Origin of the sequence: Flavobacterium sp. PMTSA4, from assembly GCF_032098525.1 — a bacterium.
In the GTDB taxonomy this organism is placed as follows: Bacteria; Bacteroidota; Bacteroidia; order Flavobacteriales; family Flavobacteriaceae; genus Flavobacterium; species Flavobacterium capsici.
On sequence record NZ_CP134890.1, the window covers coordinates 2,407,617 to 2,429,817 of the forward strand.

At 33.9% G+C, this 22,201-nt stretch carries 16 protein-coding genes and 2 tRNA genes; 8 read left to right on the top strand and 10 right to left on the bottom strand.

What is annotated here, in order from left to right; all coding sequences use genetic code 11:
- Positions 1 to 49: 49 nt before the first annotated feature.
- The gene (locus RN605_RS11000) at positions 50 to 658 is read right to left on the bottom strand and encodes a 50S ribosomal protein L25/general stress protein Ctc (RefSeq protein WP_313324781.1); all 609 of its coding nucleotides are present in this window, start codon (positions 656 to 658) and stop codon (positions 50 to 52) included.
- A gap of 27 nt (positions 659 to 685) precedes the next feature.
- Positions 686 to 1,627 (bottom strand): ribose-phosphate pyrophosphokinase, encoded by a 942-nt coding sequence (locus tag RN605_RS11005; RefSeq protein ID WP_313324783.1) that lies wholly within the window; start codon positions 1,625 to 1,627, stop codon positions 686 to 688.
- Positions 1,628 to 1,852: 225 nt separating this feature from the next.
- Between RN605_RS11005 and RN605_RS11010 the strand changes: the two genes are divergently transcribed.
- The 5 genes from RN605_RS11010 to RN605_RS11030 all read left to right on the top strand — a co-directional run bounded on the left by RN605_RS11010 (position 1,853) and on the right by RN605_RS11030 (position 9,582).
- Positions 1,853 to 1,932 (top strand) — tRNA-Leu (locus tag RN605_RS11010).
- A 98-nt stretch (positions 1,933 to 2,030) separates the two neighbouring features.
- Complete coding sequence (locus RN605_RS11015) at positions 2,031 to 2,657, top strand: response regulator transcription factor (protein ID WP_313324785.1); 627 nt, start codon at positions 2,031 to 2,033, stop codon at positions 2,655 to 2,657.
- Positions 2,658 to 2,661: 4 nt separating this feature from the next.
- On the top strand, positions 2,662 to 4,416 hold the full coding sequence (locus tag RN605_RS11020) for an ATP-binding protein (protein ID WP_313324787.1): 1,755 nt from the start codon (positions 2,662 to 2,664) through the stop codon (positions 4,414 to 4,416).
- A gap of 247 nt (positions 4,417 to 4,663) precedes the next feature.
- Entirely contained in the window at positions 4,664 to 9,151 is a 4,488-nt protein-coding gene (locus tag RN605_RS11025; RefSeq protein ID WP_313324789.1) for a tail fiber domain-containing protein, read from the top strand.
- Positions 9,152 to 9,156: 5 nt separating this feature from the next.
- Entirely contained in the window at positions 9,157 to 9,582 is a 426-nt protein-coding gene (locus RN605_RS11030; RefSeq protein ID WP_313324790.1) for a hypothetical protein, read from the top strand.
- An 85-nt stretch (positions 9,583 to 9,667) separates the two neighbouring features.
- On the opposite strand, the gene mgtE is transcribed toward RN605_RS11030, so the two are convergent.
- From mgtE to serS, 5 genes are all read right to left on the bottom strand, one after another.
- Positions 9,668 to 11,020: a magnesium transporter gene (gene mgtE, locus RN605_RS11035; RefSeq protein ID WP_313324791.1), complete on the bottom strand. Its 1,353-nt coding sequence runs from the start codon at positions 11,018 to 11,020 to the stop codon at positions 9,668 to 9,670.
- Positions 11,010 to 11,789, bottom strand: coding sequence for a 16S rRNA (adenine(1518)-N(6)/adenine(1519)-N(6))-dimethyltransferase RsmA (gene rsmA, locus RN605_RS11040; RefSeq protein ID WP_313324793.1), 780 nt, complete (start codon positions 11,787 to 11,789; stop codon positions 11,010 to 11,012). Before rsmA ends, mgtE begins: the two co-directional genes overlap by 11 nt.
- Positions 11,790 to 11,819: 30 nt before the next feature.
- Complete coding sequence (locus tag RN605_RS11045; protein WP_313324795.1) at positions 11,820 to 12,131, bottom strand: DUF4286 family protein; 312 nt, start codon at positions 12,129 to 12,131, stop codon at positions 11,820 to 11,822.
- Positions 12,132 to 12,170: 39 nt separating this feature from the next.
- Entirely contained in the window at positions 12,171 to 13,949 is a 1,779-nt protein-coding gene (locus RN605_RS11050) for a tetratricopeptide repeat protein (protein ID WP_313324796.1), read from the bottom strand.
- 79 nt (positions 13,950 to 14,028) lie between these two features.
- Positions 14,029 to 15,300: a serine--tRNA ligase gene (serS, locus tag RN605_RS11055; protein WP_313324798.1), complete on the bottom strand. Its 1,272-nt coding sequence runs from the start codon at positions 15,298 to 15,300 to the stop codon at positions 14,029 to 14,031.
- A 141-nt stretch (positions 15,301 to 15,441) separates the two neighbouring features.
- Here serS and RN605_RS11060 point away from each other — a divergent pair, with 141 nt between their 5' ends.
- From RN605_RS11060 to RN605_RS11070, 3 genes are all read left to right on the top strand, one after another.
- Complete coding sequence (locus RN605_RS11060) at positions 15,442 to 17,358, top strand: M1 family aminopeptidase (RefSeq protein WP_313324799.1); 1,917 nt, start codon at positions 15,442 to 15,444, stop codon at positions 17,356 to 17,358.
- Between the two features lie 81 nt (positions 17,359 to 17,439).
- Complete coding sequence (gene rseP, locus RN605_RS11065; protein ID WP_313324800.1) at positions 17,440 to 18,786, top strand: RIP metalloprotease RseP; 1,347 nt, start codon at positions 17,440 to 17,442, stop codon at positions 18,784 to 18,786.
- 83 nt (positions 18,787 to 18,869) lie between these two features.
- Positions 18,870 to 18,943 (top strand) — tRNA-Asn (locus tag RN605_RS11070).
- Positions 18,944 to 19,007: 64 nt separating this feature from the next.
- Here RN605_RS11070 and RN605_RS11075 read toward each other — a convergent pair.
- The 3 genes from RN605_RS11075 to RN605_RS11085 all read right to left on the bottom strand — a co-directional run bounded on the left by RN605_RS11075 (position 19,008) and on the right by RN605_RS11085 (position 22,201).
- Complete coding sequence (locus tag RN605_RS11075; protein ID WP_313324801.1) at positions 19,008 to 19,442, bottom strand: LexA family protein; 435 nt, start codon at positions 19,440 to 19,442, stop codon at positions 19,008 to 19,010.
- Positions 19,433 to 20,698 (bottom strand): Y-family DNA polymerase, encoded by a 1,266-nt coding sequence (locus tag RN605_RS11080; protein ID WP_313324802.1) that lies wholly within the window; start codon positions 20,696 to 20,698, stop codon positions 19,433 to 19,435. Before RN605_RS11080 ends, RN605_RS11075 begins: the two co-directional genes overlap by 10 nt.
- 123 nt (positions 20,699 to 20,821) lie before the next feature.
- Positions 20,822 to 22,201 (bottom strand): NADH-quinone oxidoreductase subunit N, encoded by a 1,380-nt coding sequence (locus RN605_RS11085; protein WP_313324804.1) that lies wholly within the window; start codon positions 22,199 to 22,201, stop codon positions 20,822 to 20,824.

Consider the following 22,201-nt stretch of genomic DNA (forward strand, 5'->3'; position numbering starts at 1 on the left):
AAGCACCAGTAAATAACTGATGCTTTTTTTGAAAAGGGTATATTGAAAATTATTTTTTCTTTCCTTTTGCTGCAGTTTTTTCTGCTTTTGCAGCTTCTTGAGCAGCTTTCATAGCAGCACGTGAAATCTTCACTTGACAAACTACAGTGTTATCTGGATGCATTAATTTGAAGTTTCCAGGAATTGTTTTAGTAACATATAATTTGTTACCCATTTGCAATTCTGAAATATTAGCTTCTACAAAATCTGGAAGATTTTTTGGCAAAGCTTTTACTTTCAATCTTCTTTGGTTTAATCTTAATTCACCACCTAATAATACACCTGGAGAAGTTCCAGTAATTTTTACAGGCACTTCCATAATGATTTCTTTTTCCTCATTTAATTGGAAGAAATCAATGTGGTTGATTCTGTCTGAAACTGGGTGAAACTGAATGTCTTGAAGAATTGCATTGTATGTTTTACCATCCAAATCAACTACAACTGTGTGTGCGTTTGGAGTGTAAACCAAGTTTTTGAATGCTTTGTCTTCTGCTGCAAAATGTACTGGTTGACTTCCTCCGTAAATAACGCAAGGAACCATTCCAGCATCACGTAAGGCTTTAGTAGCTTTTTTGCCTACGCTTTCTCTTTCTGATCCTTTAATCGTAATCGATTTCATTTAAAAATATTTATAGTTAATAATAAATTACATTAAAAATTTTCCACTAATGGAATTGTTGTGTTGCACCATGTGCATAACTTCTGCAAAAAGTGGTGCACAACTCACTACTTTTATTTTGTTTGATTCTCTTTTTAATGGAATTGAATCGGTTACTATCAATTCGCTTAATTGAGAATTCTCTAATTTTTCATAGGCATCACCCGATAAAATCGCATGAGTACAAATAGCTCTAACACTAATTGCGCCTTTTTCTATCATCAAATCTGCAGCTTTGGCTAGAGTTCCACCAGTATCAACCATGTCATCCACCAATACTACATTTCTTCCTTTTACTTCACCTATCAACTCCATTGTTCCAATTACATTGGCTGCCTTTCGTTGTTTGTAACAAATTACGACATCAGACTCTAGAAACTTTGAATAGGCATAAGCTCTTTTTGATCCACCCATATCTGGTGATGCAATTGTCAAATTGTCCAAATGCAAACTTCTCAAATAAGGAAGAAAAATAGTAGAAGCAAATAAATGGTCTACTGGTTTTTCAAAGAAACCTTGAATTTGGTCGGCGTGTAAATCCATAGTCATAATTCGGGTTGCACCAGCAGTTTCAAGCAATTTTGCTACTAGTTTTGCCCCAATTGGAACTCTTGGTTTGTCTTTTCGGTCTTGTCTTGCGTAGCCAAAATAAGGAATTACGGGAGTAATGTGTCTTGCAGATGCTCTTTTTGCAGCATCAATCATCAGCAATAACTCCATTAAATTATCTGAACTAGGAAATGTAGAACAAACAATAAAAACACGTAAACCTCTTATTGACTCTTCAAACGAAGGCTGAAATTCACCATCACTAAATTTTGAGAACGTTACTTTACCTAGCGGAACACCATAGTTTTTAGCTATTTGTTCTGCAAGATGGACACTTTGGGAACAAGCAAATATTTTTGCTTCTGGTTCTTGATGTGACATTTTAATTTGTTGTTTTTATTCCGCTGCGCTCCATACAATTCGGCTTTTATTTCATTCGAAAGCTTTATGCATTAATTGCCTCGGGTGTAGTTAGTTAGTTGTGTTTCGTCTTAACGAGGTGCAAATTTAGGAATTAATTCCAACTCTGAAAGGATATTTTTAACTATTTTTTTGAATCTGTGCAGAAAAATTATTTACATTTGCATCCACAAAACAAAAACCATTGCCCGGATGGCGGAATTGGTAGACGCGCACGACTCAAACTCGTGTTCTTAGGAGTGTGGGTTCGATTCCCACTCCGGGTACAGAACCTCTCAGAAATGAGAGGTTTTTTTTGTACGCATATTTACGTATTTCCAAATACTTTTACTATATTTATTTTTACATTGTTATTTATTTAAGAATGAAAAAAAAGCTCTGTATAGTTGAAGATGATCATGGATTGAGAGAAGCACTCTCAATGATGATTCAGTTTACCAATCAATATGAACTAGTAAGTGCTTTTGAGAATGCCGAAAAAGCATTGTCTTCCATTTCAATTTTAGATTGTGATGCAGTGCTAATGGATATTAATTTACCTGGAGATAGCGGAATAGAATGCGTCAGAAAATTAAAAAAACATAATCCTGATTTACTTTTTCTAATGTGTACTTCTTATGAAGATGATGAAAAAATTTTTCAAAGTTTATCAGCTGGCGCTAGTGGATATATTTTAAAAACAGAAGGACCAATTAATATCATTGCTGCTTTAGATGAACTTTTTGAAGGTGGAAGCCCAATGAGTATTAGCATAGCCAGAAAAGTAGTTTCAAGTTTTTCAAAATTTGAAATTCAGAATCCTGAGATGGAATCATTAACTATTAGAGAAAACGAAATTTTAGATTTAATTGCTAAAGGATTAATGAATAAAGAAGTAGCTTATCAGTTAGATATAAGTGTTGGTACAGTTAGAAAGCACATTCAGAATATTTATGAAAAACTACAGGTAAATACAAGAGTTGAAGCGGTAAACATGTATCTAAAAAGATAGCTAAATGAAGAAGTTTCACTTTTTTTTGATTTTAGCATCAATTTTTTTTACAAATGATTTGTACTCACAAGTCTCAAAAAACCAATTATTAAGTAAGTTTAAAAAATCAAAATCAGTAGAAGAAAAAAAGAAATACTCTTTTTTATTGGCAGAATATTTTCTTGAAACTGATGAAATAGATTCTTCACAAAAATGGTTGAATGAAACTAAAGAAAATCACTTATTAAAAGAGGTTGATACCACTAGTTTTTTTATCAAAAGTTTACAATCTGAATTGTTTTATTATAACAGACTTTTTCAATTTGGCTCAAGCGAAGCTCAGAAAGCTACAGCAGTAGCAATTCAGTTAAAAGATAGTGCTTTGATAGCAAACGGTTATTTTTTTGAGGGAATTAATAATTATGAAAAAAAACAATTTTTAGAAGCCGAAAAATCATTTTCAAATTCAATAAAATATTTTCCACAAAAAAAGCAGAAAGCATATATTCGAAGTAGTATTGAAAGCGAGCATATTTATAACAATATGGCTCAATTGAAACTTAGAATTAATCAAAAAGATTCTGCAATTTGGTATAATAGTAAAGCATATAAGTTTGCTTTAGCAACCAATAGCAGAAGAGGAATTCCTAATACTGAGCAAACTTTTGGAGAAATTTATTTATCAAAAAACGATATTGACAGCGCGCAATATTATTTCAAAAGAAGTATTGAATCAGCTAAGAGAAGTGATTATTATGATATTGTGTTGATTAATTTAGGGTTGCTTTCTCAATGCAATTATTCTAAAAACGAAATAATCAATTTTTATGAAAACGGCAATGATTTAATCACAAGTCGACCAATAAATCAGGCGTATAAAAAGTATTTTTACATTTATATTCTCGAAAGTTTTAAGAAAATTGGCGATTTTGAAACCGCCTCAAATATTCAGGATAAAATTATTGAACTCGATGAAGCAACTAGGTTAAAAGGAAATAAATACATTCAAAACATCACAGAAATGTATTCAAAGAATGAAAACAAACTCCTTTTTCTTGAGGTTGAAAAACTGAAGAGCAAACAAAGATTTACTTTTTTACAAATAATAGCGCTTTCGCTTTTTGCATTAATTCTGATTCTAATAATTCTGATTACGAGAAGAAAAAATAAAATTCAAAAGCAGCTTTTAGAGCAAAAAAATGAAATAAGTAAAGATTTGCATGATGATATTGGAAGTGGTTTAAGCAGTATATTGATTTATTCAAATTTGATTATTAACACCGATAAAGACTCAGATAAATTATTGCTAGCTGAAAAAATCAATAAAACAGGAACGGAAATTTCTAAAAGATTGCATGCGTTTATTTGGTCATTAAATACAGAGCAAAATAACTTGCATCTTTTTTCAGAATATGTAAAACAATATGCTTTTCAACTTTTTGATAAAACTGCCATAACCTTTTATTTTAAAAATGAAATTGATAAACCTGAAGACATCAAAATTGATGGTCGTTTTAGAAAAAATCTATTTTACATTGCTAAAGAAATTTTCAATAACACCTTGAAACATTCCAAGGCTACTAAAGTTTATTTTACCGTAAGTTTTGCAGATAAAAAAACGCTGAAATTACAATTTAAAGACAACGGTATCGGATTGACCGAAAACAATCCTTTTGGAAACGGATTAAAAAACATCGAAAAAAGAATCCAATCAATAAACGGTTCAGTCGCAATGAATAACAACAAAGGCTTAACAACTACTCTACTGATTAAACTATAAAAAATCAAAAAAACACTATATACGCCAAAGAGCGTATTTTTTTATCACTTTCAAATAGTCCTTTTTTTGAAGCTTTAAAAACAGCCTTGTTTTAAAGCAATCTTGTTAATAGATTCAATTCATTCTCAATCCAAACTACTCCTAATATCGTATTGTGCTGTAAACCAATAATAACAATCTTTAACCTATTAAATATCTGATTATTATCTGCTGTTTTCTTAAAAAGAAAAGCATAAAATTATAGCGTATGAAAAAGATTTATTTGCTTTTGTTTTTCCCGATGATGGTGTTTTCACAAGTTGGAATAAACACCACAACTCCAAACGCCCAATTGGACATTCAGTCCAGTAATCAGGCAACACCTGCCAATACGGATGGATTGCTCATTCCTAAAATCAATGCTTTTCCGGCAACCAATCCTACGGTGGCCCAACAAGGAATGTTGGTGTATTTAACTGAGGCCATAGGAAGTAATACTCCTGGGTTTTATTATTGGGATAACCTATCCGTTTCATGGATATCTATAGGTGATACTATTAATAGTTCTGGCTGGAAATTAAATGGAAATTCTATATCAGGAACAGATTTTTTAGGAACAACAAACAATCAAGATTTAAACTTTAAAAGAGACAATACAGAAGCCGGTTTTATTGGAGCATCTCAAACGGCTTTAGGAATAGAAGCCTTAAACAATTTAACATCTGGTTTTGCCAATAACGCTTTTGGATTAAATGCATTACGAAATAATTCATCTGGAAATAGTAATAATGCCTTTGGAAACGATGCTTTATCTTTAAACACCACAGGAAGTTTTAATAGTGCTTTTGGAAATTTTAGTTTAAAAAACAATAGTGCCTCTAACAATAGTGCTTTTGGAAATTTAACTTTAACAAATAATACTACCGGTACCGAAAATACAGCTATTGGCAACTCTGCTTTAGCAACCAATAATATAGGTAGTAATAATGTTGCAGTTGGTTTTGAATCGCAATTAACAACCACTTCAGGCATCTCTAATACGGCTATAGGTCATTCTTCTATGAATAATAATACCTCAGGAGCTTTTAATACTGCTGTAGGAACACAATCATTAACTGGAAATAGCACAGGACTATTTAATTCTGCATTTGGCTACCAGGCCAATATAAATTCTGCGAACTTAATGAATGCTACTGCTATTGGAGCACAAGCTTTAGTAGCTTCAAACAACGCTATGGTATTGGGAAGTATTCAAGGTGTAAATGGAGCATTTTCATCGGTTAATGTTGGAATTGGTACAACTACTCCACAAGATAGATTGCATGTAGAAGGAAATATAAGAATGGTCGATGGCAATGAAGCCATGGGAAGAGTTTTAACAAGCGACGCCAACGGAACCGCAAGTTGGTCAGATTTTACCAATTTGGCGAGTGGAACACTAGACCAAGCTTATGATTTTGGGGGTTCAGGTAACGGTAAAATGATTACCGCAGATAGCGGCGCAGTCACCATAGCCGGTACTGATGGTTTGGTCTCTACAGGAACTTTAGGAAGTGGTACCTTGGCACCTTCAGGAATCGGAACCCGGATGGTTTGGAATCCTAGAAAAGCGGCTTTTAGGGCAGGAACGGTCACAGTGGGTGGAAGTTCTGTTTGGGATGATTCCAGCATTGGTATAGGTTCAACAGCACTTGGGCATAGAACCTTAGCCTCTGGGCAATATTCAACTGCCTTTGGTGATTTGGCAGAGGCGACAGGTTATGCTTCAACTTCTTTTGGGGGTCAAAGTATAGCAAGTGGAAATTACTCAACCGCTTTTGGCATAGGGAACTCTGCGAGCGCAGAATTATCGGTTGCCTTTGGTAATGGAGCAGTAGCATCTGGAATACGATCAACTGCCTTTGGAACAAGTAATACAGCAAGTGGATTTTCTTCAACCGCTTTTGGTCAAGGAAATGAAGCAAGAAGTTATAGTGAAACGGTAATAGGAATTGGAGCAACCACTTACACGCCATCTACAAACGGAGCCACACTATTCAGAACTTCCAATGCAACAGATAGATTGTTTGTGATTGGTAATGCTATTGATTCAAATAATAATAATTCTGTTGATGTGGCCGAAAGAAGTGATGCCATGATAGTTTTAAAAAATGGCTTAACTCGCTTGCCTTCTACCACCAATACCATGATAGATGCAGCAGATGGAAAGGCAGTGGTAACCAAAGAATATCTACAAAGTAATTCATCAGGCACCTTAGATCAAGCCTACGACTTTGGAGGTGCAGGAAATGGTAATACAATCACTGCAGATACTGGGGCGGTATTAATTAACGGAACGGATGGATTAGTATCTACAGGAACACTAAATTCAGGAGCTTTAGCACCAACGGGTGCAGGTGTAAAAATGTTTTGGAATCCAAGAAAAGCATCTTTTAGGGCAGGAAATATTATTGGAACAGAATGGGATGATCTTAATATTGGTAATGTTTCAGTGGCATTTGGGACACGGACAACCGCATCGGGCAATTCTTCAGTAGCTTTTGGGTCTAACACTACTGCCTCTGGAACAATCTCAACATCTTTTGGGGAAATAACAACTGCAAGTGGTAGTGTAGCTACTGCCTTTGGTAGAAATACAGTAGCATCAGGTAATTTTTCTACGGTCTTTGGATTGGGTTCAACCGCATCTGGGAATACTTCGACTGCTTTTGGAAGTGGTTCAACGGCATCAGGAATTACCTCTACCTCCTTTGGAGGAGGAACCTTTGCTTTTGGAAGTTTTTCAACCGCCTTTGGTAGAAGTAATTCGGCGTCAAGTTATGGTGAAATAGTAATAGGAATTGGAGCTACTAATTACACACCATCAACAAACGGAGATACACAATTTAGAGCAGCTAATGCAACAGATAGACTATTTGTTATTGGGAATGCAATAGATGCAGATAACGACAACAATATTAGTACTGCAGAAAGAAGTGATGCTATGATAGTTTTAAAAAATGGTTTAACTCGCCTGCCTTCAACTACAAATACTATGATTGATGCTGCGGATGGAAAGGCTATTGCAACTAAAGAATGGGTGCAGAGTAATGGCTCTATTGCATCTTGGACTCTGCAGGGTAATTCAGGAACAGATTCAACAACTAATTTTATTGGCACTACAGATGCGACAACGTTGAATCTGAGAACTAATAACACAGATAGAATGAAACTTTTAAGTAATGGAAACATCGAAATTGGCGGTGCTTCAATTCCGAGTCTCTTTGAAACAGGAACTTCTAAACTTTTAGTAGGATCAGAATCTTCAACAACTGATAATCTAACGGTTTGGGCAGCCCATTCCACTGCTGCCGGAAGAACTACGCTAAATCTCGCTCGTCAACGTGGAAGCTTTAGCAGTTCGCTTCCAGTTAGCAATGGTGATGGTCTTGGAGAATTAGTTTTTTCAGGATATAGCAATTTCGTTGGCAGTCACCTAAATGCAGCAATGATATTTGCCGATGTTGATGGTACTTTAGCGGCAGCAAACGTTCCGGCAAAATTAGGCTTCAGTACTGCTCCCGACACAGGCGGTTCACCAATAGAAAGGATGACCATTCGTGCTAATGGAAACTTGGGCATCGGTACTTCAACTCCACTAGAAAAACTACAGGTTGCTGGGAAAGCATTATTTACTAATGGCTTTTCTTCAGACAATGGTGCTTTACTATATAAGAATAACACTGACTATATGTTTATTGGCCCACAATCTGGGAGTACTTCAAACGGAGGAGGTTTAGCTTTGTTTGGCAGTAGTAATAATACATCTGGAAATCCCGGTGGAATGGATATAAACGTTCCTACCGGGTCAGTCCGCTTATTTCACAGTAATGGAAGTTATACCTTTAGTACAAGTAGTACCAGTAATTATTCAGGATTATTTGAACTCAATGATATAGGTTTTGATATAGGTCATAATTCCATTTCAAGAGCAATTATTTTTAGTCCGGGCAGTACTGAGAGAATGCGCTTAACTCCTGGAGGATTTTTAGGAGTTGGTGCAACTGCACCTGCAAGAAGGTTGCATGTTTCCAATGGGGTTAGTGGCGGAACATCCAATGGAAATACTGGTATCTTATTGGAAAGCAGTGGGAATGTTTATCAACATTTTTTAACTCCGAGTACTAGTGAAAATGGATTGCTCTTTGGATCAGAATTGGCTTCTATAAATGGAGGAATTATTTTTAATAATTCTGCTGTCGCCAATGGAATACAGTTTAGAACAGGAGGTAATTCAAACAGAATGACTATAACTTCAGCAGGTAATGTTGGGATAGGAACTACAACGCCTGCCGGACAATTACAACTTTCTACAGATGATGCGAGAAAATCTGGGACTAGTACCTGGACAATTGTTTCAGATACACGATTAAAAAACATTAAAGGAAATTATACCTCGGGTTTAAATGAAATTTTACAACTTCATCCTGTACGCTATCAATATAAAAATAACGGGGAAAGAAAATTTGAAGAAGAAGTTCTGGATACAGAATATTCAGGTTTTATTGCTCAGGAAGTGCAAACTTTATTTCCTGAAGCAGTTGGAACTGATGAAGACGGTTATTTAAATCTTAATATTCATCCAATTTTGATTGCTTCTGTTAATGCTTTCAAAGAATTGAATACAAAATATGAAGATTTAAAAACTGAAAATGAAGATTTAAAATCAAAATTAGAACTATTACTTAAAAGAATAGAAACTTTAGAGAAAAAATAAATCCCATGAAAAAACTAAGTATGCTTATAGTTGCATTTATTTGTTTTACAGTAAATGCTCAAACAAGACAAACAACTATCAATTACGAATTAACAAGAACGAATGGTTTGGAAAATGTCGGTGCCGATTTAGTGATAGGAAATCTAAATTTATGTCCGTTGAAAGATGCTAACAAGCAGTTGTTATTTGAGTCGCAAAGTACAAACACTATTTTCATCAATGTTAATAATCGTAGCGGTGGAAACAGTTGCGTTACGTTGATTGTGGTAACCCAAAATGAAACAATGAGAATTGAAATACCTGAGAATACAGATATTGGTGTCCGTCAATTTTTAAGAGTAAAAAGAGCTTTTCTAAAGATAGAAAAAACAGTATCTGATAGAACAGTTTCCGAACTAAAGTCAATTGGAACAGCAACAGTTTGGTTCTAAAAAAAGAATTTAAAAGTGGTTTTGATAATAAAGTGGTTGAATGAAGTCTTTAGATTATTTTGAATAAGAAGAAGGCTTCATTTTTTTAAAATCCTAATATTAATTTAGCAATTGAAAAGTAAATCAAAATTCCACAAATATCATTACTTGTGGTTATAAATGGTCCAGTTGCAAGCGCCGGATCAATGCCAAATTTATCTAGAATTAATGGAATAAATGTTCCAATTAGTGATGCTATGATGATAACAGAAATTAAAGCAATAGTTACAATCATTCCAATTTTTGGTTCAACTCCTAGAATAAAATGACTACCAACAAAAAGAATGGTCGCCAGTATGACTCCGTTTAATAAGGCTAAAGAAATCTCTTTTAATAATCGATTTACAATAGAACCACTTATCGATTGATTGGCTAAACCTTGTACAATAATCGCCGAAGATTGTACGCCAACATTTCCTGCCATTGCGGCAATTAGCGGAGTAAAAAAGAATAACTCACCATGTTTTTCCATGGCACCGCCAAATAATCCAAGCATTTCTACCGAAATAAATCCGCCACAAAGTGCCAAAACTAACCAAGGCAAACGCGCTTTGGTTAATTCGATGATGCTATCATCCGCTTCAACGTCTTGCGAAATACCTGCTGCTAATTGGTAATCTTTATCAGCTTCGTCTTTAATTACGTCTACAATGTCATCAATCGTAATTCTTCCAACCAATCTGCCCATTTCATCAACAACCGGAATTGCTTCTAAATCGTATTTTTGCATGATTCGAGCAACATCAACACTTGAGGTGTTTACTTTAACCGAATCTACTTTTGGAATATATACTTCGCTAATCGGAGTTTTAGTTGAGGTAGTTAATAAATCTTTAAGCGAAAGTCTTCCTTTCAACCTGTTTTCATCATCAACTACATAAATTGAATGTACACGAGTAACATTTTCGGCTTGAATACGCATTTCTTTTACACAAGTAAGTACGTTCCAGTTTTCATTTACTTTTACAAGTTCTTTCCCCATCAAACCTCCAGCAGAATCTTCATCATAACGCAAAAGATCAACAATGTCCTTAGCATGTTCTAAATCTTCCAACTCCGAGATTACTTCCTCTTTTTTACTGTCGGGAAGTTCCGCAATAATATCGGCAGCATCGTCAGTATCTAACTCGTCAAGCTCTTCTGCAATCTCTTTTGCCGAAAGGCCACGAAGAATTTTTTCACGAACATCTTCTTCTAATTCAAGAAGAATTTCAGCTGTTTTTTCGCTATCAAGGATTTTGAAAATGTAAGTAGCTTCATCAATGCTAAGTTCATCAAAAATTTCAGCAATATCAGCATGGTGCATATCATTCAACAAAACTTCCAATTCTTGGTCGTTCTTGGCTTGAATGAGTTGCTCAATTTGCTCTAATAATTCTTTGCTGATTTTAAATTGCATTGGCTTCTATTTTTTGAGTAAGTTCAATGAATTGTTCTACCGACAACTGTTCTGGTCGCAGGTCAAAGATAGTATCTTCTTTTAAATTATCAGACAATTGAAAAGATTTTAAACTATTTCTTAATGTCTTTCTACGTTGATTAAACCCTGTTTTTACTACGTTAAAAAATAATTTTTCATCACATGGCAGCGTAAAATTTTCTTTTCTAATCATACGCATAACGCCCGATTTTACTTTTGGCGGCGGATTAAAAACATCTTCATTTACCGTGAAAAGATATTCCACATCATAAAAGGCTTGCGCTAAAACAGAAAGAATACCATAGGTTTTACTTCCTTTTTTTTCACAAATACGTTCGGCAACTTCTTTTTGAAACATTCCAGAGAATTCGGGAACTTGATGACGCATTTCTAAACATTTGAATACAATTTGGGTTGAAATATTATAAGGGAAATTGCCTATGATGGCAAAAGGTTTTCCTTCGAAAATTTCATTGATATTGTATTTTAAAAAATCTTTAGAAATAATTTTGTTATGCAATTTTGAATAATGAGAATTCAAGTAGTCAACGGATTCGTTATCAATTTCGATGACATAAGTATCGATTTCTTTTTCAAGAAGATATTTGGTCAAAACACCCATTCCTGGACCAATTTCTAAAACGGTTTCATATCCAGAAAGCGTTAGCGTATCGGCAATGTTTTTAGCAATGCTTTCATCGGTTAAAAAATGTTGTCCTAGATGTTTTTTGGCCTTTACTTGATTCATAATTTGTTTTTGTATTCCTTCAAAAGGAAATTAATGTTCCGAAATCAATTCCAATTCGGTTCTAAAAGCCAACATTTTTTCACCAAAAAGTTGCGCTCCTTCTTCTCTAAGTCTTGGCGCATCTTCATCATAATATTTTTGAAGCGTTTCTTTACTGTCTGTAGTATATTGAATGGCATAAGTAATTCCACCCATTTCTTCTTCTACCAAAACACGAACCATGCGTGCCGAAGAGAATTTACCTGTGTTTAAAACATCTTGAATATGTTTGGTTTGCATCCAGTCCATCCATTGGTCGTGAACGCTTTCGTGAATATTAATAGTAACGTTATAGAGAATCATTTTGTGTAGTATAAAAATTTATTTTGTAAAAAAGTAAGTCTAAAGATTGTTGTCACCACGTAGTTGACGGTATTTTTTTCTACTGTCAACATAGTAAATACTGTCTTCGTGTTTGAAAATCATTTCTTCATAAAGCGGTTTCGCCTTTTCGGCATCGTTGAGCTTCAAATTGTAAATATCTGCCGAAAAATACAAGGCTTCATCAACATAAATAGCATCTTTATGATTGGTAATTATTTCACTATAATTTTCTAAAGCTTTAGTATAATCGCCAAGTTTTTCATATATCTTTCCGATACGAAGCAATGTAACAGGTTCAATTTCTTCGCCTTTGTGTTCTTTTAAAATCAGTTGAAACTGAGATAATGCTTCTTGCTTTTTGTTTTGATATAACAGAAAATCACCTCTGGCAAATTTTTTCAAAGCAACCTGAGTTGAATCTTCCACAGTGTTATCACTTATCAGCAAAAATAAATCTAACGCATCGTTAGCAATCAATTGTGTTGAAGCCGATTTTAATACTTTCAATTGGTGCGAAGCCCATTCAAAATCGGTTTTGTAATAGCTGGTTTTAGCAGTTTTCAAACTTGCTTCTTGCCCAACGACATCACCGCTTAAATCATTTTCAATTTGCGAATAGTAAATCAAGGCTTGATTGAATTTTTCTTCATAAAGTAAAATATCAGCCAAATCCATTTTTACTTCTGCCATTTGATATTTGTTCAAAGGCATATCCATAGCATTTTTTAAAATGGTTTTTGCTTTCTCGGTATTTTTTAAATGAAAGGCAGAAAAATTAGCATCCAATTTCAATAAAGACAACGTATAAGGACTAATTCCAAATTCTTTAAGTAATAAATCCAATTCTTGAGTAATAGCTGGATAATCTTTTTCAGTGGCATTATCAATTTTCATTTCTACCAAATAAGAATGCGCTTGAATCAACAAATCCAAATCATTTGTATTATCCAAAACAAAAGTCAAAATCTCTTTGGCAGCTTCGTTATCTTTATCTTCAATAGCCATTTGGGCTAAGTTTACAATGTTAGAAAAAGACTCAGGATTTCGTTTATAAATGGCTTTTTGCTGAATAAAAGCTTTGCCATATTCTTTCAGTTGAACGTAATACCAACTTAAAAAGTCATTCCAAAAAACATCTTGTGTTTTTTGAGTTCTGAGTAATAATGCTTTTCTAAGCGAATTGTTGAAGTTTTCATCCGCATCTTCCGTCATAAATCGCGATAACTGATTTTGAATTATGGGAAGATTTTGTGGATTTTGATAACTTTCAGCAAGAAACGTTTCAATCATTAAGTCAGTATTTCCTTTTTGACCATAAAGCAATGCCATTTGAAAATTGAAACTCATTTTTGGTTCTTTTGTCAAAGCAGTTTGGTAGGCTAATAAAGCATAATCTACCAAAGCTTTACGCTCAAAAACATAAGCAATGCCATAAACTTCGTTGGCATTACTCTTTATTTTTTCAATGGCTTGGTCATAATATTTAGTAGCTTTTGCATCGTCTTTTTGCAATTGATAATTATAACCCAATTCAATTAAAAGATTGCTTTGTCGATATTTATCTAATCGCTCTAAAATTGCTTTTTCAGCTTTATCATATTGCTGCAACTGCTGATAACACTCAATTACACGTTGAAAATAATTAGAATTTCCAACCTGTGCTTTTAACAATTCTTCATACGAAACCAACGCTTTTTCAAATTCACCACGGTCAAAATAATTGTTTGCCAATTGCTCGTTTTGAGCTTTAGCAAAAAAACAAAGGAATAGAAAAAGGATGATTAGATTTTTTTTCATGAAATGAAGTTAAAAAGCAATGCACTAAAGTAACGTTTTTTGTGTCAAATTAGTGCATTATTTAAGGAAGATTAACGTTTTAGTTAATTATATCAAAACCAGTATATGGTCGTAAAACCTCCGGGATAACAATTCCTTCAGGAGTTTGATAGTTTTCAATAATTCCTGCAAGAACTCTTGGCAACGCCAATGAGCTTCCGTTCAAGGTATGTGCTAATTGCGTTTTTCCATCTTTTCCTTTAAAACGTAATTTCAAACGATTGGCTTGAAAAGTTTCAAAGTTGGATACTGAACTTATTTCTAACCAACGATCTTGAGCGGTTGAAAATACTTCAAAATCATAAGTTAATGCCGAAGCAAAACTCATATCACCACCACAAAGTCTTAAAACTCTAAACGGTAATTTTAATTCACGCATAATGTTTTTAACGTGTTCAACCATTCCATCCAAAGCTTCATATGATTTCTCAGGATGTTCAATACGAACGATTTCTACTTTATCAAATTGATGCAAGCGATTCAAACCACGAACATGCGCACCATACGAACCAGCTTCTCTACGGAAACATGGTGTATAACCAGTGCAAAGAATTGGCAATTCGTTTTCTTGTAAAATGACATCTCTAAATAAATTGGTAACCGGAACTTCAGCCGTAGGAATCAAATACAAATCATCCAAACCAACATGATACATCTGACCTTCTTTGTCAGGCAATTGTCCTGTTCCATAACCCGAAGCTTCATTTACCAAATGCGGAACTTGCACTTCTTGATAGCCAGCATCAGTATTTTTATCTAAAAAATAAGAAATCAAAGCGCGTTGTAATTTGGCTCCTTTTCCTTTATAAACCGGAAATCCTGCACCCGTAATTTTTACGCCTAATTCAAAATCTATGATGTCATATTTTTTTACTAAATCCCAGTGAGGTAAAGCTCCATCATGTAAAACTGGAATGTCACCTTCCTGAAAAACATTCAGGTTTTCCTCTGGAGTTTTCCCTTCCGGAACAATATCCGCTGGAAGATTAGGCAACAAATACATTTTTTGTTGTAACTCATTAGCAAACACATCAAGCTTTTCAGAAAGTTCTTTACTGGTTTCTTTAAGTTGCGATGTTTTTTGTTTTAAAATTTCTGCTTTTGCTTTTTCGCCATTTTTCATCATTTCTCCAATAGATGAAGAAAGTTTATTGGCTTCGGCTAAGGTATTATCAAGAGCAACTTGAGTGCTTCTTCTGTTTTCGTCTAACTGAATTACTTCTTCCACTATGGTTTTTGCATCCATATGTTTTTTAGCTAAAGCAGTAATTACTTGGTCTTTATTTTCTCTGATGTAACTAATCTGTAACATGTTTTTTTCTTTATAAGGACGCAAATTTAATGAATTGTTTTATAAAAGAATAGTATTTATGATGCTTCATTATGAATTAAGGAAAAATTAAAAATAACTGAGTATTAAATTATTATATTCGCAAAAAAATCACCTACTATAATGAAAAAAATATACTTTTTGTTATTTTGTTTGTCAATTTCATATGTTTATTCTCAAAAAAGCAAGTTGAATGTGGAGACGATTGCAGAGGCTGAAATGAAATCGGCATCAGCATTAATGAATTTACAAGTAAATCCAAATACAGCTAATTATGATGTCACCTATCATAGATTAGAGTTTACCCTTAATCCTTCCGTTTATTTTATCACAGGGAAAGTTACAACAACCTTCAAAGCGTTAAGCAATATGACAACTGTTACTTTTGATTTAACCAATCAATTAACGGTTAGTTCAGTGAAAATAGGAACAACAAACTTGAGTTTTGTTCAAAATGCAAATAATGAATTGGTGATTACATTACCAACAACTCTAACAACAAATAATTTCGCAACAGTTGAAATAAATTATTCAGGACAACCAGCAACTGGCGAACAAGCTTTTACACAAGAAACTCATAGCGGAACACCTGTAATTTATACACTTTCGGAACCATTTGGAGCACGCGATTGGTGGCCATGCAAACAAGACTTGAATGACAAAGTAGATAGTATTGATGTGTTTATTACTGCGCCATCTCAATATGTAAGTGTTGCAAACGGAATTGAAACAACCGCACCAGTGATTAATGGAGCAAATAAAACGACTCATTTTCATCACGGTTATCCAATTCCGGCTTATCTGATTGCAATAGCAGTTACTAATTATCAAGTTTTTAATCAAACAGCTGGTACTGCGCCAAACACGTTTCCAATTATAAATTACATCTATCCTGAAAATTATTCATCGTCTGTTACTGCTTTAGCACAGACATTACCAATAATGAATTTGTATGAAACTCTGATTGAACCATATCCTTTTAGAAATGAAAAATACGGTCATGCACAATTCGGTTGGGGTGGTGGAATGGAACATACAACAGTTTCATTTATGTATAACTTTAGTCGTGGCCTAATTGCTCACGAGCTTGGTCATCAGTGGTTTGGTGACAAAGTAACCTGTGGCTCATGGAAAGACATTTGGTTAAACGAAGGCTTTGCAACATACATGGCGGCAATGGTTATAGAAAACTTCGATGGAATTCCAGCATTTGTTTCTGAAAAAGCTTCCATGATTAATAATATCACTTCACAGCCAAATGGAAATGTATATTTAACCGATACACAAGCAACCAATGTAAACAGAATTTTCAGTAGCAGATTGAGCTACAATAAAGGCGCAATGATTTTAGAAATGCTACGCTTCAAAATGGGTGACACTGCTTTTTTCCAAGCTTTGCGCAATTATTTAGCCGATGTTAATTTGGCTTATAAATATGCAGTTACTACCGATTTAAAAGGTCATTTAGAAGCCGTTTATGGACAAAGTTTAACTGAGTTTTTTAATGATTGGGTTTATAATCAAGGTTACCCAACCTATACAATTACAGCTCAAAATTGGGGAACAGGTCAAGCTAGATTTACAGTTTCTCAAACACAATCAGACGCTTCAGTAAGCTTTTTTGAAATGCCAGTTCCGGTTAGAATATTTGGCTCTGGAGGTCAACAATATGATGTTGTGTTACAAAACACAACCAATAACCAGCAATTTATCGTTAATGTTCCATTCACCATTACAAGTGTTTCATTTGACCCTGATAAACATTTAATTGCAAAAAATTCAACAGCTACTTTAGGCAACTCTGTTGTTGAATGGAATCAAGCAATTTCAGTGTATCCAAACCCAACAAATTCATACATTTATATTCAAAAACCTAGCGATTTAGAAATTTCCGCTGTAACACTTTTCAATTCTTTGGGACAAATAGTGCTAAAATCAAATAGTACAGAAGTGTCAATTGAAGAATTGTCTTCGGGTGTTTATGAACTCCAATTGACTACAAATCAAGGAAATTTTCATAAAAGAATCATAAAACAATAACCTATTTCGAAAAATACTTCAAAGGCTTGTTTGAAAACCTTACTTTTGTGCGCTAGTTTAGAAAAGAATTAAAATTAAAGAATGGAAATTGTTATCAAATTATCTCAATTTTTATTGAGTTTATCAATACTTATTATACTTCACGAGCTTGGACATTTTATTCCTGCCAAATTATTCAAAACCCGAGTAGAAAAATTCTACTTGTTCTTTGATGTTAAATATTCATTGTTCAAAAAGAAAATTGGCGAAACGGTCTATGGTATTGGTTGGTTGCCTCTTGGTGGTTACGTAAAAATCGCCGGAATGATTGACGAAAGCATGGACAAAGAACAAATGCAAGGCGAAGCACAGCCTTGGGAATTCCGTTCAAAACCGGCCTGGCAGCGTTTAATTATCATGCTTGGTGGTGTTACAGTGAATTTCATTTTAGCATTTATTATCTATATTGGGATGGCCTATGCTTATGGCGATTTTTACATAAAAAATGAAGATATCAAAGACGGTATTTGGGTTACCAATCCGGTAGTAGAAAATGCAGGAATCCAAACAGGCGATAAGATTCTTTCTATTGATGGTCAAAAAGTAGACAAATTTGTGCCTTCAGTAAGCTTGGATATCTTGATGTCAAAGCAAGTAGTGGTTGAACGTGCTGGAGAAGAAAAAACAATCACACTTCCAGTTAATTTCATTGGTAAAATACTTGATGAAAACAAGAAGAATGTAATAACACTTAGAATGCCTTTTGTAATAGGAGGATTTGCTGATGATTCTAAAAACAAAGAACAACTTAAAACAAAAGATATTTTAGTTTCTCTTAATGGCAATCCCGTCAAATATTACGATGAAGTAAAATCTGTTTTAGAAGCCCATAAAAATCAAAAAATAAACGCTACCGTTTTAAGAGATAACAAAGAAACTCCTGTTACACTTCAAGTTGATAAAGAAGGAAAACTAGGTGTTGGTCTTGGCACATTACAAGAAGACAACCTCGAAAAACTAGGCTACTATAAATTCAGCAAAGAAAGCTATGGCTTCTTCGAATCATTCCCAATCGGTATCGAAAGAGGTGTTACCCAACTAGGAAACTACTGGAAACAACTAAAAGCAATATTCAATCCAAGCACAGGCGCATACAAAGGCGTGGGAGGTTTTGCAGCTATCTATAACGTGTTTCCTGATACTTGGAGCTGGGAAACATTCTGGAACATCACAGCATTGCTTTCAATCATGCTAGGAGTAATGAATTTATTGCCAATTCCAGCCTTAGACGGTGGTCACGTAATGTTTTTACTATACGAAATGATATCAGGAAAAACACCATCAGATAAGTTCATGGAAAGAGCACAATTAGTTGGTTTTGTACTGCTAATTAGTTTGTTACTCTTTGCCAACGGAAACGATATTTACAAAGCAATTGTAGGCAAATAATATTTTTTGAAAATTTTCTATAAATTGTTTGCAAAAAATAAAATTCGTTCTATCTTTGCAACCGCTTAAAAGATAAAACATCTTCCTCCTTAGCTCAGTTGGTTAGAGCATCTGACTGTTAATCAGAGGGTCCTTGGTTCGAGCCCAAGAGGGGGAGCAAAAACAAAAAGACTTCACAGGGATGTGAGGTCTTTTGTTTTTTAGATTGTTTTGTTATTTTTTCACACACTTTTAATCACATAGGTAACAATTCCCCAAATGATTAATTCATTTTCCTCAGTAACTTTTATAGGCTGAAACTCTTTGTTTTCAGGAACCAAGAACACACAATCTTTCTCTATTTTAATGCGTTTAACCGTAAATTCACCATCAATACAACACACGGCAATTTTGTTATTCATTGGTTCTAAACTTCTATCAATAACCATTATGTCGCCATTGTCAATACCTGCGCCAATCATAGAGTTCCCGTTAGCTTTGGCATAAAAAGTAGTTTCTCTGTTTTTTACCAAAACATTGTCCAAACTTACTGTTGTTTCATCAAAATCAGCTGCAGGCGAAGGAAATCCTGCTTTAATTCCATCAGAAACAAATGCCTGACCATTTTTGTGTTCCAAGTCAGGTAAAAAGAAAGAAAAGGTATTTTTTATTGACATGAGATTTTCAAAATATCTTTAAAGTCAGTTGTATATTTTTTGGATAAATGATTTTGTTTCATTTTCCAGGTGCGTTGCAAATCCTGGTTGCCCAATCGTATTTTGCGTTCACCAGTTTTTTTAAAGTAATCGTCCATTACTTTCATCAATTTCAAATGCTTCGGATTTTCTTCTTCAAAAAGATGAAATTGCTTTTGATTTTCTGGAATGATTCCAGTCACAATAACACCTGCTTTTTTATAAATTTCACCTTCTTCAAACATATTTTTGAGCATTTTTACCGCAATGTTACTAATAGTAATAGAAGAATTGCTCGAAAAAGGAATGGTTTCCATTTTATAAAAATTATAATGCTGCCTTTCGGTTTTATATTTGTCTTTTCTTAAATATACAATCACATTATTACAACACGATTTTTGCTTTCTAAGTTTTTCAGCACATACCGTCGCAAAGGTTGAAACACGTTCTTTCATTTCATCAAAAGTGGTTATGTTTCCATCAAAACTTCGGGTTATAGCAATGGTTTTTCGGTCTTTTGGTAAATCTAAATCTAAAACTGATTTTCCTTCCAGTTCATATTTTAATCGCATTCCCACAACGCCCATTTCTTTTTTGATAAAGGCTTCGTTATGAGGTAGCGTAAAATCATAAGCCGTATTGATGTTTTTGGCTTTCATTTTTTTATTCAATCGGAAACCAATACCCCAAACGTCTTCAATCTTAGTCCATTTTAAAGCTTTGATACGCTTTTCTTCAGTATCAATAACATAAACACCTTTGGTTTTTTCTGGAAACTTTCTCGCAATTTTATTGGCAACTTTAGACAATGCTTTGGTATCAGCAAAACCAATTGAAACTGGAATACTCAACCATTTTTGCAATCGGTATTTCATTTTTGAACCATAGTCGTGAAAATCAGGAATAGACATTCCGTCAAAGTTTAAAAACGCTTCGTCTATGCTGTAAGGTTCAATATGTGGTGTAAAACTTTCCAGTATTTTCATCACCCGACTACTCAAATCGCCATACAAAGGATAATTAGACGAAAAGACATGAATGTTTTTTTGCTTTAATTCGGCTCTAACTTTAAATTCCGGCGCACCCATCGGAATGCCCAATGCTTTGGCTTCATCACTTCGAGAAATAATACAGCCATCATTGTTAGATAAAATAACAATTGGTTTTCCAATAAGATGAGGTTGGAAAACACGTTCGCAGGATGCGTAAAAATTATTGCAATCAACTAAAGCATACATAATCGTAAAATTAGTTAATAGCCTATAATTTTTGATAAAAACAAAAGTTAATTTTAGAAAATGTTGATAACAAAAAAAGCCATCAATTTTTTTGATGGCTTTGAATTAATATCTAAAATTACCTTAAGAAAGTAAATTAGTAATCAATGAAGGATAGATTCCGATTATAATATTTAATAAAATAGCAAGCCCAGCAGTAATGGTATAAACCAATGGTATTGATGATTTTTCTGCAGTAGCTTCTTTGGTATACATGGCTAAAATTAATTTGAAATAGTAACCAACACTTATAGTTGAGTTGATTACAGCAGCAATCACTATAAATACAAATCCAGCTTTTATAGCATCAGAAAACAACATGAATTTTGCAAAAAATCCAGAGAAAATTGGAATTCCAGCCATCGAAAGTAATGAAGCAGTTAATACAGCTGCCATTAATGGATTTGTTTTTCCTAATCCGTTAAAATTAACTACATCTTCGTTGTCTTTGTCTTTAGTGACAGAAATGATTACGGCAAATGCAGCAACTCCAGCCAATCCATAAGCAAATGTATAATACAGTAATGTTGTAGAAGCAGTTGACATGCTTAGTAAAGCCATCAACATAAATCCTGCATGTGAAATACCCGAGTAAGCCAACATTCTTTTGACATTTTTTTGGCGTAATGCCATAATGTTTCCAATAGTCATCGATAGTACAGAGATAACGATTATAAGCATTTCAACTTTTGGAGAAATAGTTAATACCAAACTGCTTAAAAGTTTGAAAAGTGTTGCCATAGCCACAACTTTTGCTAAAGTACTCATGGTTGCCGTAGTTAATGATGGCGAACCTTCGTAAACATCTGGTGCCCAAAAATGAAATGGTGCAGCGGCAATTTTAAATAACATTCCAACAATCATTAACGAAACACCAATTGGAAACCAAACTGGTATTGTAGTTCCTGATGATAATTCTTGAATATCAGCAATATTGAACGAATAAGTTGCTCCATAAATCAAACAAATTCCAAAAAGAATAAATCCAGAAGCAAATGAACCCATTAAAAAATATTTCATTCCAGCTTCATTACTTTTAATATCAAGTCTTCTACTAGCCGCTAAAATATAAAGTGAGATAGATAATACTTCAATTCCTAAAAAGAACATAGCTAAGTTGGTAAACGATACCATTGCTACTGCTCCAGAAAGCAAAAATATTTTGATGGCAATGAAATCTGAAAACTTTGTTGGGTGATCTTTATAGAAATCATCACTCATTAGTATTAAAAATATTGTCAGGATGATGAATAAAGAAATGAATGCTCTAGAAAAATCTGTTGAAGCAATCATGCTTACATATCTTAAATCTAATTCATCCGAAATAGACCAAAAGTTCAGTGTAATTCCAAGAATGGCAAGTAATCCAATTACAGTAACTGGAACCATTAATTTTTTAAGGTTGAAAATTTCTGCGATTAAACAAAAAATTCCTAAAGATGCTATTGCTATTAATACTTGCAT

What these genes read in the sequence shown, in the direction of transcription:
- RN605_RS11000 (WP_313324781.1), bottom strand. Translation starts at nt 658, where the DNA reads ATGAAATCGATTACGATTAAAGGATCAGAAAGAGAAAGCGTAGGCAAA.
- RN605_RS11005 (WP_313324783.1), bottom strand. Translation starts at nt 1,627, where the DNA reads ATGTCACATCAAGAACCAGAAGCAAAAATATTTGCTTGTTCCCAAAGT.
- RN605_RS11015 (WP_313324785.1), top strand. Translation starts at nt 2,031, where the DNA reads ATGAAAAAAAAGCTCTGTATAGTTGAAGATGATCATGGATTGAGAGAA.
- RN605_RS11020 (WP_313324787.1), top strand. Translation starts at nt 2,662, where the DNA reads ATGAAGAAGTTTCACTTTTTTTTGATTTTAGCATCAATTTTTTTTACA.
- RN605_RS11025 (WP_313324789.1), top strand. Translation starts at nt 4,664, where the DNA reads ATGAAAAAGATTTATTTGCTTTTGTTTTTCCCGATGATGGTGTTTTCA.
- RN605_RS11030 (WP_313324790.1), top strand. Translation starts at nt 9,157, where the DNA reads ATGAAAAAACTAAGTATGCTTATAGTTGCATTTATTTGTTTTACAGTA.
- mgtE (WP_313324791.1), bottom strand. Translation starts at nt 11,020, where the DNA reads ATGCAATTTAAAATCAGCAAAGAATTATTAGAGCAAATTGAGCAACTC.
- rsmA (WP_313324793.1), bottom strand. Translation starts at nt 11,789, where the DNA reads ATGAATCAAGTAAAGGCCAAAAAACATCTAGGACAACATTTTTTAACC.
- RN605_RS11045 (WP_313324795.1), bottom strand. Translation starts at nt 12,131, where the DNA reads ATGATTCTCTATAACGTTACTATTAATATTCACGAAAGCGTTCACGAC.
- RN605_RS11050 (WP_313324796.1), bottom strand. Translation starts at nt 13,949, where the DNA reads ATGAAAAAAAATCTAATCATCCTTTTTCTATTCCTTTGTTTTTTTGCT.
- serS (WP_313324798.1), bottom strand. Translation starts at nt 15,300, where the DNA reads ATGTTACAGATTAGTTACATCAGAGAAAATAAAGACCAAGTAATTACT.
- RN605_RS11060 (WP_313324799.1), top strand. Translation starts at nt 15,442, where the DNA reads ATGAAAAAAATATACTTTTTGTTATTTTGTTTGTCAATTTCATATGTT.
- rseP (WP_313324800.1), top strand. Translation starts at nt 17,440, where the DNA reads ATGGAAATTGTTATCAAATTATCTCAATTTTTATTGAGTTTATCAATA.
- RN605_RS11075 (WP_313324801.1), bottom strand. Translation starts at nt 19,442, where the DNA reads ATGTCAATAAAAAATACCTTTTCTTTCTTTTTACCTGACTTGGAACAC.
- RN605_RS11080 (WP_313324802.1), bottom strand. Translation starts at nt 20,698, where the DNA reads ATGTATGCTTTAGTTGATTGCAATAATTTTTACGCATCCTGCGAACGT.
- RN605_RS11085 (WP_313324804.1), bottom strand. Translation starts at nt 22,201, where the DNA reads ATGCAAGTATTAATAGCAATAGCATCTTTAGGAATTTTTTGTTTAATC.